This is a genomic window from Planctomycetaceae bacterium (assembly GCA_041398785.1).
In the GTDB taxonomy this organism is placed as follows: Bacteria; Planctomycetota; Planctomycetia; order Planctomycetales; family Planctomycetaceae; genus JAWKUA01.
Genome location: JAWKUA010000001.1, coordinates 513774 through 531223 on the forward strand (window position 1 = coordinate 513774; position 17450 = coordinate 531223).

Sequence of the window (17450 nt, forward strand, 5' to 3'; positions counted from 1 at the left end):
AAGGTTTGCGGTGCTCTTCGTGACGAAGCATTCACAACGCGTTCAAGGAACGGAAATCGAACGGTTCACACGCCGTACAACGGTCGAAAGCGTTCATTCAGGTGGGTGACGAGTGGCTGGTCCGACAACGGTTCTCCCGTAACCACCTGCACGAGGCGATTTGCAGAAAACCGCTGGCCCTGGCGATGAATATGAACGCGCAGCCATTCCAGCAGCGGTGTGAATTCACCGCGGGCGAACAGATCCGCCAGCCCTCCCAACTGCTGATCGGCCGTCTGAAAGAACTGAGCGGCGTACATGTTGCCGAGAGCGTAGGTCGGAAAATATCCGAACAGCCCGGCACTCCAGTGGACATCCTGCAGGCAGCCGTCAGTATCGGAAGCCGGAGTAATGCCGAAATCCCGGGTGAATCGTTCGCTCCAGGCGTCCGGCACGTCTTCGGACTGCAGGCTTCCTGAAATCAGGTCACGCTCGAGATCGAACCGCAACTTGATGTGCAGGTTGTAAGTGACCTCGTCCGCTTCGACTCGAATGAACGACGGGCTGACGGCGTTGATCGCGAAGTGAAAGTCATCCAGCGACGTTTCCCCAAGCGCTTCCGGGAACTGCTTTCTTGCGACGGGCAGCAGATGTTCCCAGAAGGAGCGACTGCGGCCCACGAGGTTCTCCCACAGCCGTGACTGCGATTCATGAATGCCCAGCGATACGGCACTGCCCAGCGGTGTTCCGAACGCCGATTCCGGCAAACCCTGTTCGTAGAGGCCGTGGCCGGTTTCGTGCAGCGTTCCAAAGAATGCTGACGAGAAAAAGCGTTCGTCGTAGCGAGTTGTCAGGCGCACGTCGCCGGGGCCCAATCCCGTACAGAAGGGATGTGTCGTGACGTCCAGCCGCCCCCTGTCGAAGCAGAACCCCATCGCCTGAGCTGTTTGCTGCCCGAATTCTTTTTGCGCTGCGACGGGGTAGTTTCGTTCGAGGATTTCCGTGGGCGGTTTCCGTTCGGAACCGCGGATGGCGTCCAGCAGCGGGACAAGTTCCTTCCGCAACCCTGAAAACACGTGAGCAATTTCAGAGCTGCGGGCTTCGGGTTCATACTCGTCCAGCAGCGCGTCGTACGGTTCTCCGTTTTCGGGAAACCCGACCGCGGCCGCTTCTTCGCGTTTCAGATTGATGATCTGCCGAAGCCACGGCGCGAACGACGCGAAATCGTTGTCCCGGCGGGCGTGTGCCCAGTGCTGCTGAGCAAGCGCTGTGACTCGCGAGATTTCCTCCACCAGTCGCTGCGGCAGCTTTCGGGATCGGTCGTAAGTGCGGCGAATCTCTCGGATGTTGCAGGCGCTGTCGCTGTCTGCGGCGTCCGTCAGTTCGCTGTCGTGCAGTGCATCCAGCAGCTCACCAATTCGGGGGTTCGTGGCCCATTCGTGAGTCATGCCGGCCAGCAGGCTGAGCTGATTGGCGCGGTGTTCGTTGCCGCCCTCAGGCATGTAGGTTTCGCGATCCCAGCCCAGCACGGCTCCACAGGACCCCAGCAGCGACGTTCTGCGAACCAGGGCAATCAGTTCATCGTAGGCACAAACGGGATCAGACATGTCACTCCGTGATCGTGTCTCGCACAGTTTTTCCGCTGGGAATCATTGGCAGGACGTGTTCCTGATAGCTGCAGATTACGTCCAGAAGATACGGACCCCTGTGGTTCAGCATCTCCTGAAGCGCGGCTGGAAACTCCGCCTTGCTGCGGACATGTCGCCCGGCGACGCCATAGCCTTCGGCGATCCGGACGAAATCCGGGTACGTCACGGCAGGCATGGTGCCGTCTCCTTCGCCAAGTGCCTCGGGGTGCTCCACCGGGCCGAGATACGTATGTGCGCGGCGACCCTGCATGAACCGATCTTCCCATTGTGTCACCATGCCCAGATGCTGATTGTTCAGCAGCATGATCTTCACGGGCAGGTTTTCACAGAACAGTGTTCCCAGTTCCTGAATGTTCATCTGAAACGATCCGTCGCCGTCGATGTCAATGACCAGCCGATCCGGAAATGCGGCCTGAACACCCATCGCGGCCGGAAGTCCGAATCCCATGGTTCCAAGCCCGGAACTGCTGAGGAACCGTCGCGGGTTGTCGAACTTATAGAACTGAGCCGTCCACATCTGATGCTGACCGACTCCCACGGCGATGAACGGATCCCGGTCTTTCGTCTGTCGGTACAGTTCCTCGATTGCGTACTGCTGCTGAATCCGGTCACCCGCGTCCGAATACGACAGCGGATGCTTTTTCTTCCAGCCGGCAATTCGCTGCTGCCACGTGGTGATCTCCGGAATGTCTTCATCGGTGAGCGCAGCGTTCAGGGAGAGCAGCGCCTCCTTCAGATCCGCAACAATGGGAATATGTGCTTCCTTGTTCTTGTGGATCTCAGAAGGATCGACGTCGATGTGAACAATCTTGCCGTGCCGGGCGAATTCCTCCAGTTGACCGGTCACGCGATCGTCAAATCGAACGCCAAACGCCAGCAGCAGGTCGGATTCGTCTACCGCAAGGTTGGCGTACACGGTGCCGTGCATTCCCAGCATGTGCAGCGACTGTTCATGAGTCCCCGGAAACGCGCCGAGTCCCATGACGGTCATCGCCACCGGGATTCCCGTGCGAATCGCAAATTTCCGCAACTCGTCAGACGCGTCGCTGAGAATGCAGCCGCCTCCGACGTACAACACCGGCCGCTTCGAACGACGGATCGCCGCGACAACCTGCTTGATCTGTTCGGGAGCTGCCCGTCGCGTATCCGGCCGATACCCCGGCAGCCGAAACGGCGGATCGAAGTCGACCTCACTGCGAGGCAGGCAATCGACCTGGACGTCCTTCGGAAAATCGATCAGCACCGGCCCCGGACGTCCCGTTGTAGCGATGTGAAAGGCTTCCTTCACAATCCGCGCGACGTCGCGAACGCTGGTAATCATGTAATGGTGCTTCGTGATTGCCCGGCAGACTTCCACCATCGGCGTTTCCTGGAAGGCGTCGGTGCCGATGAATCTCTGAGGTACCTGGCCGGTGATGGCAATCATCGGCACGCTGTCCAGTTTCGCGTCGGCAATGCCGGTGACCAGATTCGTTGCGCCCGGGCCGCTGGTTGCCATGCACACACCCGGCTTGCCGGTCGTGCGGGCCACGCCCTGAGCGGCAAAGCTGCCGCCCTGTTCATGTCGCGGAAGAATCGTGCGAATGTCGTGTCGACGCGCGCGCAGCGCCTGATGCAGCGGCATGCTGGCCCCACCGGGGTAGGCGAACACAAAATCTGCGCCCTGCCGCACCAGCATCTCAATCATGATTTCCGCGCCGTTGATGGTCTCAACGGACTGTTCCTGTTTTATCGTCGCCAATTGAGTCACCTCAGAGTGGGTGTGCCAGGTAGACGGGCGAGTTGCGGTGGAGTCGAATCACCAAACGCCCTGCTGCCGCCCGTCAGAAAAGTGCCGCAAAGTGTAGGAATGGCGGACGCGGTGTTCGACCCCGGAAATCACGGGTTTGCCTGATTCGGACAATTCTCAGCCCGCGAAACGCGCTCACGGCGCTCGAACCATGTTCCGAGTGCTTTCCGAACGCAACCGGTCCGGACTTCGGGTCTGCGGCACGTACGGATCCCGTTACCGCATCTGCGGCTGAGAAAGCCGTTCCTGGAATTCCAGGGCAAAGCCTTCATCGCCGGATAGGCACCGGTTGTTCATCGCCAGGATCTTGCGGATTCGACCCACCGTTTGCTTGGCGGGACTGGTCAGTCGCATGACGAGGTCATCCGGCTCAAACTGTTCAAGTTCCCGCATCGTATGGATTCCCAGGAACAGAAACGATTCGCGGGCCGGCAGATCGTTTTGGAAGACTACATCCAGCGGCGCATCGATGGGAATTCGCGACCGGCCGAGCTTCCGTCCCGCTTTCTTGGGACGGATGCCGGTCGTGGTGGTGGCTCGACGCACGCCCTTCTTCTTCACCGTCTTCTTGGCCGGCTTTTTTGCGACCTTTTTCACAGTGGCTTTTGGTTTTGCCGGGGACTTTGCTTTTGTTGCTGACTTTGCAGCCGCGACCGGGCGGGCGTGCTGCTTCTTCCTGGCAGGCCTGGATTTGGCGGCGGACTTCTTGGCGGCGGCGGGTTTTCGGACGTTTTTCTTGACCGTCTTGGGAGCCGAAGTCGCCTTTGAGGCGTTTCCGGCAGCTCGCTTCGTCGTGCTTTTTGAAGTCTTCTTCTTCGCCATATCGCAGACCCTGAAGTGATCTCCCGCCAGCCGGCGAGATCTACGCACATCCGACGCTGAAAGCTTACGTTCCGCGTCCCTCCGGGCACAAAGTACCGAATTCGCACGGAATCTGCCACGTACAGGCCGCTGTTCTCGCGTCAGAACGCGAAAAAAGATCGACGTAACCCGCACTGCTGGAACAGTTTACCCTGCCACCCGATTCACTCAGCAGCGCCTTCGGGCAGCAACAGGTCAGGGAATTCGTCCAAAAAAGCCAGCAGCACGTTTTGTTCGTGCTCCGTCAGCAATGTGGGGCAGAACTTCAGCACGTCCGAATTCATCCGCCAGCGCCCGGTCAGTGCCAGCAACGTCTCCAGGTCGTCTCGGTTCAGTCCGCCCGCGACTCGAATGGCTTCCAATTCTTCGGAGGCCAGGCCCGTTTCCGGTGACAATACTGCCGCCTGAGCGGCGAACGGCAGGGTGACCTGGATCGCACGCACTTTCGATGGCATCCAAAGGAAGTCGTCCGATGCGGTACCCTGCCTTCGCTGCATGGCCCGGTCAAGCAGGCGCCGGTTTCCCGAACACACAAGGCGGTTCAGTTCCTCAAGCGCCGCGAAACAAACGCATTGTTCCTCAATTCCAGGCACCTGGTCTGTTTCCGCCGCCGTGCCCCCCCAGGTCTGCAGCAGCAGTTCCAGTTGAATCTGTAAGGCACACCCCTTCAGCAGCGGGACGTTGTCCAGGTACCCGGATTCCACGGACACAGACTGGCCGGCAACCAGGAACTGACTCAGCATGCGATCGAACGTGCCGATAAACGCGGCCCGGCAAGCTGTCAGAAACAGATCGCTGGACGTCAGGAATTGGCGAATATCGGTGTCCATCGATATGGAGCGTCGTTCGGAGAGTTCTGGCGGGGGAAACGCAGGCAGTGAATAGCAAGTCCGGCACCTGACGGCGAGCAGCGTATCTGCTTCCATCTTTTCAGCGGATCGCATGGTGACACAACCTTTTCCACCCCATAAACCCCGATTTTCGGTGTTGCCATTCGTCCACAGTTGCCACGTGATTGATTTCCGCATCTTGTATCTGAGAGAATCGCAACGATTCGTTAACAGCCCGTCAGCGGAGTGTTGAAAATGAGAGTCGGGAGCTGTCGGCATCATCAGCGACGCTGAAGAAACCGGCGGACATGGAATGCCCGGCAACCATTTCAGCCAACCATTCGACGATTGCTTTCCGATGAAAACTCTTCGACAGGAAACATGGTGCAGGCATGAAATCCAGCAAACGTCCAATCGCGATCGGTGTCGTTCTTGCCAGTTTTGCCGCGTCAACAGTGGTCAGCGCTGACAACGTCCGGATTACTCCTGACGTCGTTTACGGACACAAGGTCGGCCTCGCCCTGACCTTTGACACGTATACTCCCGAGAAAGCCAACGGAGCGGCCGTCATCTTCGTCGTCAGCGGAGGCTGGTATTCCAGTTGGAGGCCGCCGGAACAGTTCCAGCCGTTGTTTCAGCCTCTGCTGGACAAGGGATTCACCGTTTTCGCGGTTCGCCACGGGAGCAGCCCGAAGTTTTCGATCCCGGAAGCCGTCGAAGATGTTCGGCGCAGTGTCCGCTACATCCGGCTCAACGCGGAGCAGCTCAGCATCGACCCGCAGCGCATCGGCGTGTTTGGGATGAGTGCCGGAGGTCACCTGTCGCTCATGCTGGGAACGGCGTCCGATGAAGGCGATGCCAACTCCGATGATCCCGTATTGAAGGTCAGCGACCGAGTTCAGGCCGTCGTGGCGTTCGTCGCGCCAACCGACCTGACGATCATGACTCACGATGCTCCGAATCACCTGCCGGCATACGAGCGCTTTCCTGCGCTGGATCTGGACGCCGAGGGAGCCAAAGCGGCATCGCCGCTACTGCATGTCACTCCGGACGACGCGCCCACGCTGCTGCTTGCCGGCGACGCGGACGATCTGGTGCCGGTTGAACACAGCCGCAGGATTCACAAGGCCTTCAAAGAACAGAAAGTCGCCGACAAGCTTGTCGAAATCCCCGGAGCCGGCCACGGTTTCAAGCCGGAAGAAATGGCGACCGCCACGTCAGAAATGGTGAGTTGGTTCGAAACACACCTGGCGGCGAAGCCACAGTAACTCACTGCAATCGGACGCCGATGGCGGGCTTCGGCTGGCGGATCGCAAGCGGAATTCTCGCTTAGTAGGCATCCCGTCGACATTGCGCGTTCGGTTAAACAGTGTTGATGCCGTCCATTTCGAAAGACTGTCATACGCTGCACGCCTGAGGCGATTCCCGCCACAGATCACGATGCCGCTGAGTTCCGAGGTTCAATGGCGAGCATTCCCGAAGGCTGGCGGTGGAACGAACGCCTGAGTCCGTTCGGTTCGTTCGAGAGGACGTCCATCGCACGAAAATCCGGAGTCGCCAGATGAAGTTTCGCTGTCCGAACTGCAGCCATCCGATTCGCGTCGGCGAAGAAGATGACTTCGCGCTGCGCGAACCACTCGATGCCATCGAATGCCCATCATGCCACAGCCGCTTCAGTCTGTCGGAAGACATGGACTCGACGGTCGCTATGCCGGAAGGCCAGATGGTCGCGCATTTCCGGATCTTGTCGCTGCTGGGCGAAGGAGCATTCGGAACCGTCTACAAGGCCTTTGACGAAGAACTGAAACGTATCGTCGCAATCAAGGTGCCTCGCCAGGGACGTGTAACGAAGGACACATCCCGGACGTTTCTGCGGGAAGCTCAGGCCGCTGCTGCCGTTCACCATCCGAATGCCGTTTCCGTCTATGAAGTCGGAGTCCACGAAGATCAGTACTACATTGCCACTCAATACATCGATGGCATTTCGCTGTCTGATTACCTGAAGTCGCACTCGCTCTCGACAGAAGACTGCGTTCGGCTGATGATCAAGCTGTTGCGAGGACTGCAGGTCTTTCACGAAAAGCACCTGGTACACCGCGATCTGAAGCCCGGCAACATCCTGCTGGATTCGCAGAACGAACCGCACATCGCTGACTTCGGCCTTGCGCGCAGCTTCGAACCGACCGAACTCACTGTCACGCACAGCGGCCAGATCGTCGGCACGCTGCATTACATGTCCCCCGAACAGGCTCGCGGCGAACAGCGGTCGATCGACAACCACAGCGATCTTTATTCGATGGGAGTCATCCTGTACCAGTTGCTGACCGGCACGCGACCGTTCCAGGCTACCAGCCAGCAGACTCTGCTGTTCGCAATCCTTCACGATGACCCGCCGTCTCCGCGCAAAGTGAACCCGAAGATCCCGCGAGATCTGGAAACCATTTGCCTGAAAGCGATGGAAAAGGACGTTCATCGCCGCTATTCGTCCGCCAGCGATATGGCCCACAGCCTGGAGTTGTTCCTCCAGGGCAAACCCATCCCCGACAAACCCGTCAGCCGCACGGAGAAGGTCGTCAAATGGATCAAACGCAACCGAGCGCTGTCCGCAGCGACGGGTGTGGCGCTGACCGCTGTCATTGCCGCCCTGATCGCAATTCTCATTCCGGCAGAGCAGCCCCCAACCGATTCGGTACCTGTCATTCTTGCCACGGATCCGCCGGCGACTGAGATCCTCTTTGAACGTTATGACGACGCACTTCGGGTACCACACAGTTCTGAGTTTCGTCAGACGACTGCAGACAGCCAGCCTGTTTTCCTGCTTCCGGGTCTGTATAAGGTGAGGGCGTCTGCAAATGATGGTCGCTTCCACGAAGTCTGGAGAACCGTGCCGCAACCAACCGACGAACGACCGGCGGACTCCCGATTTCCACATCTCTATTATTCCTGGAATGACAGGAAACAGGCGGTTCTGCCGCCATTTCACCTATTTCGAGACGATGAGATTCCAACAGCGATGGTTCGGATCCCTGGCGGCGAATTTGTCATGGGTTACCAGGTAACTGGTGATATTGCCGGAAGGCACAAACACCCAGTCAGCGGCTTTCTTGTAGCCCGTGACGAGGTTACGTATGGCGACTTTCGGAAAGTGATGAGTCAGCCGATTCCGTGGGCCGACGACAGCCGAACATGGCTGCAGTCGTTCGAATCGCAATATGGCGACCGGTCACCGATCGCCGACGGACGGCCAGTCACCGGTTACCCGATAGATGTCGCCATTCTGTTTTGCGAATTGACCGGCTGCCGCCTGCCGACACACGTCGAATACGAATTTCTGGCCACGCAACGTGGTCAGGCGGATTTCCCGACCGGGGAATCCGCGGCTGTATCTTCGATCGAAGTTTGGGAGATCCTGGACGTCGCAGACCCGACGCAGGATGTCTCACCGGAAGGAGTTCGAAATCTCTATTTCAGCGTGGCCGAGTACACAGACAGCGTAGCCATGGCGTACATGGCTCTCTATCCCGCCCTGTTCGAAGATCCGCAGGTGGCGTCGTTTCCACCGGACCTACGTGATCTGTCAATGCGGATGAAAGAGATTCGCGGCGCGCCAACAGGTTGGGCACTGCAGCTACCTGCCCAGTCTTCAGAATTCAACGTCCGAGAGCGGTCAAGCTTGCTTCTGCTCCCCCAGGCAGACATGGATGCTGAAACATCATTGGGGCGAATCGGATGGCGCTCGTATCGCTCGGCGATCAAGTAGCGGCATTCCGAATATCGCATCCCTGCCGATTCGCGGCCCTTTCCGGACATACCTGGAGTTGGGGATGGTTTTCGCCCCCATACCCCACGCTGCAGATCTGGCGGGGATCGCGTTTCAGAAATCCACCTGCACTACGATCTCCAGACCGCCAACACGCGGCGACCGGCATTGCCGCACCAGAACTTTTCGAACCACTATTTCAGGCCGACGACGTGAAACGACTTCACGCGAGAGACCTGGTCGGCGTCCACGACCCTGTAGTCAACAAAACCCTCCTGCTGACTCTTCATTCCGAGACCGCGATTGAGCACGTAAAGCCGTGCGTCGTTGTCATACTCGTCCGGTACATCTGCAAGGCGGATTCCGACGTACCGAATCCGCTGCAGGTCATTGTCTTGTGCTTCGATTTCAATTGTCGCGGGAAGCACAACCTTATAGAGCGCAAAATACCGCATTCCGAACTGTGATGTGCGAACGTTGCTCACGAACTCCGCAGTCGTATCATCGAGATGTATGGTCCAGTCATCAGTGGTCTGTGCAGCCATCCCGGTACGCCGTATCTCGTACTGCTCCAGGGTTTCGTTGACAACAAAACGTCGATGAATTGATCGGTTTCCCGGATGGCTTTCACTAACAAGATTCTGGTGGGGCAGCGTGCCTGCTCCCGTCTTCAGCGGATGAACGCCGGAAAGAGTTTCGCAGACATTTGAACTATTGCATTTGCAAACCGGCGTCGCACAGGTCGTCCACGCGATCCAGGAATAGATCATTCCGCAGGGCCTAACCTGAAAGCAGCAGATAGTCCCCGTCGTCGTAGGAATCTCAGCGATCTTGATGATGGGACACTCGAAACTGGAGGGGATCGCAGTTGTCACGATCGATGCCACGCCACACATCGGCATAAAGGCCGACTTTGGAATCACGCAGCCAGGGGGACGGCAGCAGGTCTGCCCAACGTGCTGCGAACATCCTGCTGGGCCAATCGTCCGGAAATCGGACGGCAGCGAGCCGCAGCGTGCCGGACCGTACTGGCCAAAGCTGGAACTGTCCGCTGCTCCTGCCAGCATCGCCACGACTGTCGCCAAAATTAGACTCTGAGAAGTCATTGTAGGACCCTTATCCGTCTGTATTGCCGGATGAACGCAGCAGGCAATCGCTTCTATGCCTGGAGCGTCAACTGCGTGTTTTCACCCATCGTTCATCAGCGGGATACTCTGGGCAAGCAGCAAAAGATGCGAAATGCGAGAATATCAAACAAATCCGGGCCAAGTGTTGCCCGTTCACTCGTACGTCCTTGCGCTTTGCGTTCTCACTTACGCGGCAAACTGTCGGAAAAAGTGCCGATGAATCTTGTCCGGTGGTGGTCGAGACGCAAGAAATCGACGGTCGCACCTGGCGCACGTTCAATCCGAACGCAAATTGCTGACAGCCCGACAGTCGTCAGCACCACCTGCGGCGGCGAGTTCCGGCAGGAAGGTGGTTCTTCCAGCGCGGGTTGCGGACGGGTTCGATGGCTGGTCAGTGCCCGGCGACTTTGGCGGCGCGGGCCTGGAACCAGGCGGCGGTCTGGGCGAGGCCTTTGGAGATGTCGACGGTTGGGCCGAGAAGTTCGACCAGCCGGTCGTTGTTGAGCAGCGATCGCTCGATGTCTCCCGGGCGGCGGTCGCTCGGGCGAACTTCGACGGACTTGCCGAGTTCCTTTTGAAGCACGTCGGCCAGAAGGCGGGTTGTCGTTTCCTGTCCGGTCCCGATGTTCAAAATCGGATCGGAAACACGGTTCTCGCAGGCCGCGATGTTGGCTCCTGCCACATCGTCGATGTACACGTAGTCGCGGACGCAGCCCGCGTCGCCGGCTGTTCGGCGGGCGTTCACCTGTATGCCTTCTCCGGCGATGATGCGATTGCAGAAGATGGCCACCACACCGGCTTCTCCGTGAGGATCCTGGCGCGGACCGTACACGTTGGCATATCGCAGGATCGTGTGTTGCAGTCCGTGCTCGACACGGAAGCATTCCAGGTACTTTTCGACGGCCAGCTTACTGCAGGCATACGGGCTGATTGGCACGGGAACTGTCTCAACGGCGGCACGGGTTCCATCCGGCACTTCGCCGTAGATCGCTCCGCCGGTACTGGCGAACACGATTCGTTCCACGCCCGCCGCGACGCAGGCGGACATGACGTTGATCGAGCCGATGATGTTGATTTCGGCGTCAAGCTGAGGTTCGCGAACGCTGACGGCGACGCTGGCCTGTGCCGCCTGGTGACTGACAAGAGTCGGCCGAAATTTCGAAAACGCAGCGTCGACACCGGCTTTGTTGCGAATATCAACTTCAAAGAACTCAGCCTGCGACGGCACGTTTTCGCGTCGTCCCGATGACAGGTCATCCAGTATTCCGACGGTCCATCCCTTAGCCAGAGCCTTATCGGCGATGTGACTGCCGATGAATCCCGCGCCGCCGGTAATCAAGAGTCTCACGTGTTTCTGTCCTGTGTGCTGATTTCACTCGGTTGAGGAAGGAACGGCGATCATTGTCGCGCCACCGCAGTTCTCGGGAGGCGCCCCGCCGGACCCTGCGGCTGTGCAAATTGAACTCGGGCGTGATTTCACCGCAGCCCCCGTCAGGATTCATGATTCGGGCGGTGCACCACGCGGTTTTTTCATCTCGCTCGCCGCAACGCGACGGATTATGGCGGGGATACCGGTTCTGTCGACCCTGCAGCACACTACCGCGAATTGATTGGGTCAACATCGACGGCCATTTCGACGCCATCGGTCAGTTTCAGGGTGTTTTCGACCCGCATCCACAGTGAACGCACGTCTTCTAAGGTCGCCGCCGTGATCTGCAGATGGAACCGATAGTTGCCTCGCAGACGTGTGATCGGGGCGGGAGCCGCTCCCAGCACGCGCGCTACGAAGCCGGATTCGGCGATGGCGGCCCGCAGCTTGTCGGCCACGGCTCGCGCCGTTTCGCTGACGACGGACTCCACGGGGCCTCGGAAAATGACGCGAGCCATACTGCTGAACGGCGGAGCACCCATTTCCTTTCGTTCCTGAAGTTCATGGGAAGCGAACCCCAGGTAGTCGTGCTGTGCGGCGAACCGGATCGATGGATCGTCGGGCGACGTTGTCTGGACCAGCACACGTCCTCCGCGAGCACTGCGCCCCGTACGTCCCGCCACCTGAGCAATCAACTGAAAGGTGCGTTCGGCGGCTCGCATGTCCGGCTGATTCAACATGCTGTCGGCGTCCACCACGCCGACCAGTGTGACGTTGGGGAAGTCGAGACCCTTGGCAATCATCTGAGTTCCCAGAAGAATCCGGACTTCACCGCGACGGAAGCGTTCCAGTGCGTCGTCGTGACTGCCCTGTTTCTTCATGGAGTCACTGTCCATTCGCACGACGGTCGCCTTTGGAAAAGACTGCCGGACTTCTTCTTCCAGCTTTTGAGTCCCTGTGCCGAAATACCGGATCGCGGGCCCTTCACAGACGGGACACTTTTCGGGCGGAGGCACGCTGTAGTCGCAACTGTGACAGACAGCCAGTTGTCGGTCGCGATGCCACGTCAGCGTGATGTCGCAGTCCGGGCACTTGACTCCCTGTCCGCACGTGCGACACCAGACGGTGGGGGAGTAGCCCCGCAGATTCAAGAACAGAATGACCTGCCCCTGGTCTTTCAGCGCTTTGTCGATCGCCAGGAAGAGTGCCCGGCCGAGCGACGATCCTCGGCTGATTCGCGGGTCGCTGCGGGTATCCACGATCACAACCGGAGGCAATGGGCGTTCCGCAACGCGATCCGGCATGGACAACAGCACGTCCTGTCCGCGGGCAGCACGCAGCCATGATTCCAGCGTCGGTGTCGCCGACCCCAGCAGCAACGGCACTCCTTCCTGCTGACACCGGTAGCGAGCCACCTCGCGCGCGTGGTACCTGGGCACGTTGTCCTGCTTAAACGTTGGTTCGTGCTCTTCGTCGATCACGATCAGTCCCAACTGCGGCGTCGGTGCAAAGACAGCGCTGCGTGCTCCCACAACCACGTCTACGGTGCCGCGAGCAATCTGTTGCCACTGCCAGTGCCGTTCCGAGTCCGACATGTGACTGTGCAGCACGGCGACGGACCGGAACCTGCTTCGAAAACGCCGAATCGTCTGTGGCGTCAGGCTGATTTCCGGAACCAGGACGATCGCCTGGCGGCCATACTCCACAACTTCGCGAATGGCCCGAATATAGACTTCCGTCTTGCCGCTTCCCGTGACGCCATGCAACAGCAGCGTGTGATGATTCGAAGATCGCATTTCCTGAAGAATGCGGTCCAGGCACGACTGCTGCTGCCGGCTGAGTGACAGATCGGATTCGGATTCCTGCTGCGCCGTCGGTTCACCGACGATTTCGGAACGAACGCGAATCGCTGTGATGACGCCGCGCTTTCGCAGTGCATTGACCGGGCCGGGACCGCAGCCGGCCGCTTCACACAAATCGGCGGCGGCTACGGGACTGGCTGCATTTCTCAGAACATCGACGACGGCCTGCTGCTTTGCCGGCAGCGTTGAACCGGCCAGCGTCAACTCCGCCGATTTCGACAGAATGAAACTCTGAACGATCCGTGTCCCGCTTTTCCGCCTCACTCCGGCCGGCACGACGCTTTCCAGCACCTGACCCCAGCCGCACAGATAGCGATCAGCGATCCAGCGAGTCAACTCCAGCATCAGGTCGTCCAGCAGCGGTTCCGTGTCAAGAACCTCCTGAACATCCTTCAGACGCCTGCTCGTGTTGTCGGCCTGTCGAAGTCCCACGCAGTACCCGACGACATTTCGATTGCCCCGACCAAGAGGCGCCTTCACCCGCATTCCCGGCTTCAGCCGCGTTCGCAGCGTTTCCGGAACGGAGTAGGTGTACGGCTTTTCGAGCGGCAGATTGAAAACAACATCCGCCAGCAACAGGTCATCGGCCGCCGCCCGTTCCCAGTCGGGCAGATCGGCGAAGTCGAAAAGGTTCTGCTGTCCGGTCAATGCGCGAACCTGCTTTCGGCAACCTCAGGTGCTGCGTCGATCCGAGCACACGTTACGGACTTCGCGACAGCACCTGGCGAAACATCCAAACACAGCCACGGACCGGTTGCGAACACAGCCCACAACGCTCGGCAGGCACGATGCTCGATCGCCCGCAGTAGCTTCCAGGAAACTCTTTGGCTGGTCACGGCTGAATCTTCTGCCGTTCGTTTCCGGAATCGCAGTGCGACTGCGGAACACTTGTCGAGTGCGCGCTTCATCAGTGCAGCCGCCAGTTCGGTAGTCCTCGCCGCATTGCCTCTGTCGTCTCCCGGGGATCGAACTCGTCCGGATCGAACTTACCGGACCATTCCAGCATCTGTTCATGGGCTGCGTGTCCAGGATCGGTAATCGCTTCAAGGAAGTCGGTGTAGCCCCAGACGCCGCCGACATCTTCCGGCGGGCAGTTTCTCGCGCCGTCGACGCAGAGTGGATATTGACCACCGTTCGCGGGCTCCACGTAACCCTCGAACAGCAGCTCGTGTCTCCAGTCGTCGCCGAAGTCGTATTCGTACAGGAATCGAAATCGCTTTCCGTCCTTCGGCACGATTTCATTGATCATCGTGTCGGTCGAATCAATGCAGCAGAAGTCCTCGAAACCGTCGTCGAGAAGTCCGGGATCGCCGTAGCGTTCCCCCTGGATCTCGAACTGATGCAGATGGCTGTTGGTCCAGCCCATGGCCGACTGGATGTATTGGTGCAGTTTGTCCAGCGTGCAGTTCCCGACCTGAATCCGCCGCCAAATCGGGGGCCGCGATTCCAGCAGTGTGATCTTGAACTGGTACAGCCGCTCGGACGCGCTGCCTGGAACCTGTCGCCCCTTCGTTTGCTCGGAACCGAGTTCTGCCAACTGCAACCCACCGAGAGCGTCGGCTACCTTTTTCTGCACCGCCAGGACGCGCTTCGTGTACGGACTGGGGGCGACCAGAGCAGCCTTCCCCAGTTCGTCGAACATGTCGTCGAGTTCGTTTCTTGTAAGCCTGATGACCTGCGTGCCTTCGGGAGCTGCCTTCAGCCGATCCCGGACCTTGCGGTTTAGCCGAGTCCAGGAGACCAGAGCATCCCGCTGGTGAGCCGTAACCCGAATCGGGTACTGCGGCTCCGGGGCGTCACTTCGTCGAGATTTGCGTGGCATGGTGAGTCCGTTGCTGTTGCCATCATGGTCAAGGGCAATGGCCGAATTCTACCGCCTTCCCGCAACCGCCGGTAGTACAGGGTCGTGGGGCCGTGACCACGTCCGGGACAAGAAAAGGCACTGACATCAATGGTGTCGGAGTGATGCCCCGTCGACCACAAGCGAAACGAGGCGTTGTTCGCACCCACAAAGAATTGCGTCGCCGCGCTGCAGAGGCCGCTCGGGCTTCTGCTGTCGATCCGGTCGATCACGCCACCAGCCAGGGTTGCGTCGGTCCGCGGTGACTGAGACGCATTTGCAGCACCACTCCGAATTCCCGGACAACCCGGGAAAGACTACGCCCGGCAGGTTTCCTATCTGCATCACCCATAGTCGATTCGCATTGCCTTTCCGCTGTAGGTGCAGACTCAAATACGACTTGCTGAGTCAACGGGTGAATCACCGGCGTGACCGCATTGAATCAACGGTGGTTTCGACTCGTCCGGGCGTCCCAGGTCACAACGCGGATCCTGATCGCACGGATCAAAGCAAAATCACAAAAAACTCCGCCGCAGATGCATTCAGATGACTTGTGTTGCAGCACGCGTGCGCGGACGGAAACAATCTGTGTCATCTGAGAAATCTGAGGACAACTCTCCGAGCCACGTCGCGGAGTGCATGTCGCGGAGTCCACGGCCTGACCAACGCTGCGGCTAGGTGTTTGTCCGGGAAGTGGTGTTTGAGTGGTTGGGTTTTGGGGTGGAGTTTTTGATTTTTTTGAATCTCTCGTCCGACTGCAGAAGATGTCGGCGGACGGTGCGGAAAATGGGCGGGACACGCAGGCTCGGAGTGGTGATGGCAAGCGCGGAATCCGCGCAGACGGCTGCGCCACAGCCTGTTCAGCCGACTGCCGCTGCGTAACGCTTCTGAACAACTTCAGCAAGTTGTGAGTCAGGCACACCAGCGTCCATTCTCCCTTCATCTTCGCGAGGCCTCGCAGGAGGAATTTGCGAAACCCCTGAACGTGTTTGATCTGACCAAACACCGGTTCAATGATCACCTTCCGCCGGGCATATTCCCTGCGGCCCTTCTTTGTCCGGTTCCGGCGAGCCATCTTTTCCTTCGCCGTCAGGTTCTGCGGCGGCCGGCCTTTCGGCGAATCGGGAACCGCTTCGTTGTGCTTCTGACGACCGGTCGCGATGAACACATCATCAATGCGGTCATTGGCGTCCAGAGCGTTCATGTTGTCTTCGCTGAAATAACCCGTGTCGGCGGTGAACGCACCAACGTTCTCTTCGACGCCAGCGGCCTCCAGATTCTCGAGGGCCTGATCGGTCATCGGCATGGTCTGACGAACGTCGTTCGCCTGATCGGTCACGTCGGCGGCAACAATGATCTGCTGCTCGTTGGCCACCGCCTGAGCGTTGCCGCATTGGTCAAACCCTTGTTCGAAGTCTTCATGATCTTCGATTCCGGGTCCGTGAAATTGCGTTGCGCTTTCGGATCTGGAACCGCTTCGTCCGGGTTGGTGCGATGGCTGCGGCCTTCGGCTTCCATCCGGTCAACATGGTCCCGGGCCTTCTGTCGAGCCTCTTCTTCCAAAGCGGTCATGCCTCAGGCATGCTACGCAAACCGTGCTTCCAGAATCTTCGCCAGCCGGCTTTCGCGACGCTTCAGTTCGTCGGGAATCTCATCGCCCGCCAGATCGCCGAACTGATCATCGTCGTCGGCATCCGCTTCACCGGCCCGAGCCAGCAGAGCATCGATTTCCTGCTACAGGCGTTCTGCTTCCGGCCCCATCCGGTCGTAGCTCATCGCCTTGTGCCGCGAAGCGTTCGCGTTGATCTTGTGCCGTCCAGCGACAACCGCCCGACCTTCAGCAGACCGGCTTCGCGGCACAGAATCAGCACCTGCAGAAACAGCGGCTGCAGGTGTTGCAGATGCCGGGCCCGAAATTCGGCAATCCGGCGAAAGTCGGGAATGTCTTCGCCCACGATGACTCGAAAGGCCGCGTCGGTCGCACACCGCTGCATGATCTTCCGCGACGAAAACACCCCCTGACTGTAGGCATACAGCAACAGCACCAGCATCATCCGCGGATGCGGCGTTTCGGCTTGCCCGGCAAGGCGGCGGCTGGCCACCGTTGCCGGTGTCGTAATCGTCAACGATCGGCGAGACATCGATCTGAGCGGTGACATCCAGCAGAAAATAAACCAGATGATCTTCGGGCAGCCAGTCCCGAGGCGACGGCGGAAACAGCCAGCTCGCATCCGGCTGCCATTCGCGAAACTTACGACTCATCCGTGAAACTCAGCAAAATCTCAGACGAAAAAAGAATGTCCTGTCAACACAAGTCGTAATACTCTCTCTCAAAAAAAACCAGGTCAAACCAGGTATCCGGACAGCCTCCTAGGCTCAGATTC

General features: G+C 59.0%; 11 protein-coding genes and 1 pseudogene. 3 read left to right on the forward strand and 9 right to left on the reverse strand.

The window, feature by feature from the left end; genetic code table 11:
- Positions 1-65: 65 nt before the first annotated feature.
- The 3 genes from R3C19_01955 to R3C19_01965 form a co-directional block, all read right to left on the reverse strand.
- Complete coding sequence (locus R3C19_01955; protein MEZ6059104.1) at positions 66-1586, reverse strand: carboxypeptidase M32; 1521 nt, start codon at positions 1584-1586, stop codon at positions 66-68.
- A gap of 1 nt (position 1587) precedes the next feature.
- The gene (ilvB, locus tag R3C19_01960) at positions 1588-3369 is read right to left on the reverse strand and encodes a biosynthetic-type acetolactate synthase large subunit (GenBank protein ID MEZ6059105.1); all 1782 of its coding nucleotides are present in this window, start codon (positions 3367-3369) and stop codon (positions 1588-1590) included.
- A 264-nt stretch (positions 3370-3633) separates the two neighbouring features.
- On the reverse strand, positions 3634-3963 hold the full coding sequence (locus R3C19_01965; GenBank protein MEZ6059106.1) for a hypothetical protein: 330 nt from the start codon (positions 3961-3963) through the stop codon (positions 3634-3636).
- On the opposite strand from R3C19_01965, the gene R3C19_01970 reads away from it, so the two are divergent.
- Positions 3944-4258, forward strand: a complete 315-nt coding sequence (locus R3C19_01970; GenBank protein MEZ6059107.1) for a hypothetical protein — start codon at positions 3944-3946, stop codon at positions 4256-4258. The genes R3C19_01965 and R3C19_01970 overlap by 20 nt on opposite strands.
- Positions 4259-4442: 184 nt before the next feature.
- Here R3C19_01970 and R3C19_01975 read toward each other — a convergent pair whose 3' ends face one another.
- On the reverse strand, positions 4443-5222 hold the full coding sequence (locus R3C19_01975) for a hypothetical protein (protein ID MEZ6059108.1): 780 nt from the start codon (positions 5220-5222) through the stop codon (positions 4443-4445).
- Between the two features lie 278 nt (positions 5223-5500).
- On the opposite strand from R3C19_01975, the gene R3C19_01980 reads away from it, so the two are divergent.
- Together R3C19_01980 and R3C19_01985 are read left to right on the forward strand one after the other, a co-directional pair.
- On the forward strand, positions 5501-6376 hold the full coding sequence (locus tag R3C19_01980) for a prolyl oligopeptidase family serine peptidase (protein MEZ6059109.1): 876 nt from the start codon (positions 5501-5503) through the stop codon (positions 6374-6376).
- A 293-nt stretch (positions 6377-6669) separates the two neighbouring features.
- Positions 6670-8868 (forward strand): bifunctional serine/threonine-protein kinase/formylglycine-generating enzyme family protein, encoded by a 2199-nt coding sequence (locus tag R3C19_01985; GenBank protein MEZ6059110.1) that lies wholly within the window; start codon positions 6670-6672, stop codon positions 8866-8868.
- Between the two features lie 194 nt (positions 8869-9062).
- Here R3C19_01985 and R3C19_01990 read toward each other — a convergent pair whose 3' ends face one another.
- The 5 genes and pseudogenes from R3C19_01990 to R3C19_02010 all read right to left on the reverse strand — a co-directional run bounded on the left by R3C19_01990 (position 9063) and on the right by R3C19_02010 (position 17328).
- Entirely contained in the window at positions 9063-9413 is a 351-nt protein-coding gene (locus R3C19_01990) for a hypothetical protein (protein MEZ6059111.1), read from the reverse strand.
- Between the two features lie 973 nt (positions 9414-10386).
- Positions 10387-11343, reverse strand: a complete 957-nt coding sequence (locus R3C19_01995; protein ID MEZ6059112.1) for an NAD-dependent epimerase/dehydratase family protein — start codon at positions 11341-11343, stop codon at positions 10387-10389.
- A gap of 248 nt (positions 11344-11591) precedes the next feature.
- Positions 11592-13874 (reverse strand): primosomal protein N', encoded by a 2283-nt coding sequence (gene priA, locus R3C19_02000; GenBank protein ID MEZ6059113.1) that lies wholly within the window; start codon positions 13872-13874, stop codon positions 11592-11594.
- 259 nt (positions 13875-14133) lie between these two features.
- Entirely contained in the window at positions 14134-15048 is a 915-nt protein-coding gene (locus tag R3C19_02005; GenBank protein MEZ6059114.1) for a plasmid pRiA4b ORF-3 family protein, read from the reverse strand.
- Between the two features lie 907 nt (positions 15049-15955).
- Positions 15956-17328, reverse strand: a pseudogene (locus R3C19_02010) (transposase).
- Between the last annotated feature and the right edge of the window lie 122 nt (positions 17329-17450).

Excerpts from the sequence above, each read along its gene's own strand:
- R3C19_02005 (MEZ6059114.1), bottom strand. The coding sequence starts at position 15,048 with ATGCCACGCAAATCTCGACGAAGTGACGCCCCGGAGCCGCAGTACCCG.
- R3C19_01980 (MEZ6059109.1), top strand. The coding sequence starts at position 5,501 with ATGAAATCCAGCAAACGTCCAATCGCGATCGGTGTCGTTCTTGCCAGT.
- R3C19_01990 (MEZ6059111.1), bottom strand. The coding sequence starts at position 9,413 with ATGGCTGCACAGACCACTGATGACTGGACCATACATCTCGATGATACG.
- R3C19_01955 (MEZ6059104.1), bottom strand. The coding sequence starts at position 1,586 with ATGTCTGATCCCGTTTGTGCCTACGATGAACTGATTGCCCTGGTTCGC.
- R3C19_01975 (MEZ6059108.1), bottom strand. The coding sequence starts at position 5,222 with ATGCGATCCGCTGAAAAGATGGAAGCAGATACGCTGCTCGCCGTCAGG.
- R3C19_01985 (MEZ6059110.1), top strand. The coding sequence starts at position 6,670 with ATGAAGTTTCGCTGTCCGAACTGCAGCCATCCGATTCGCGTCGGCGAA.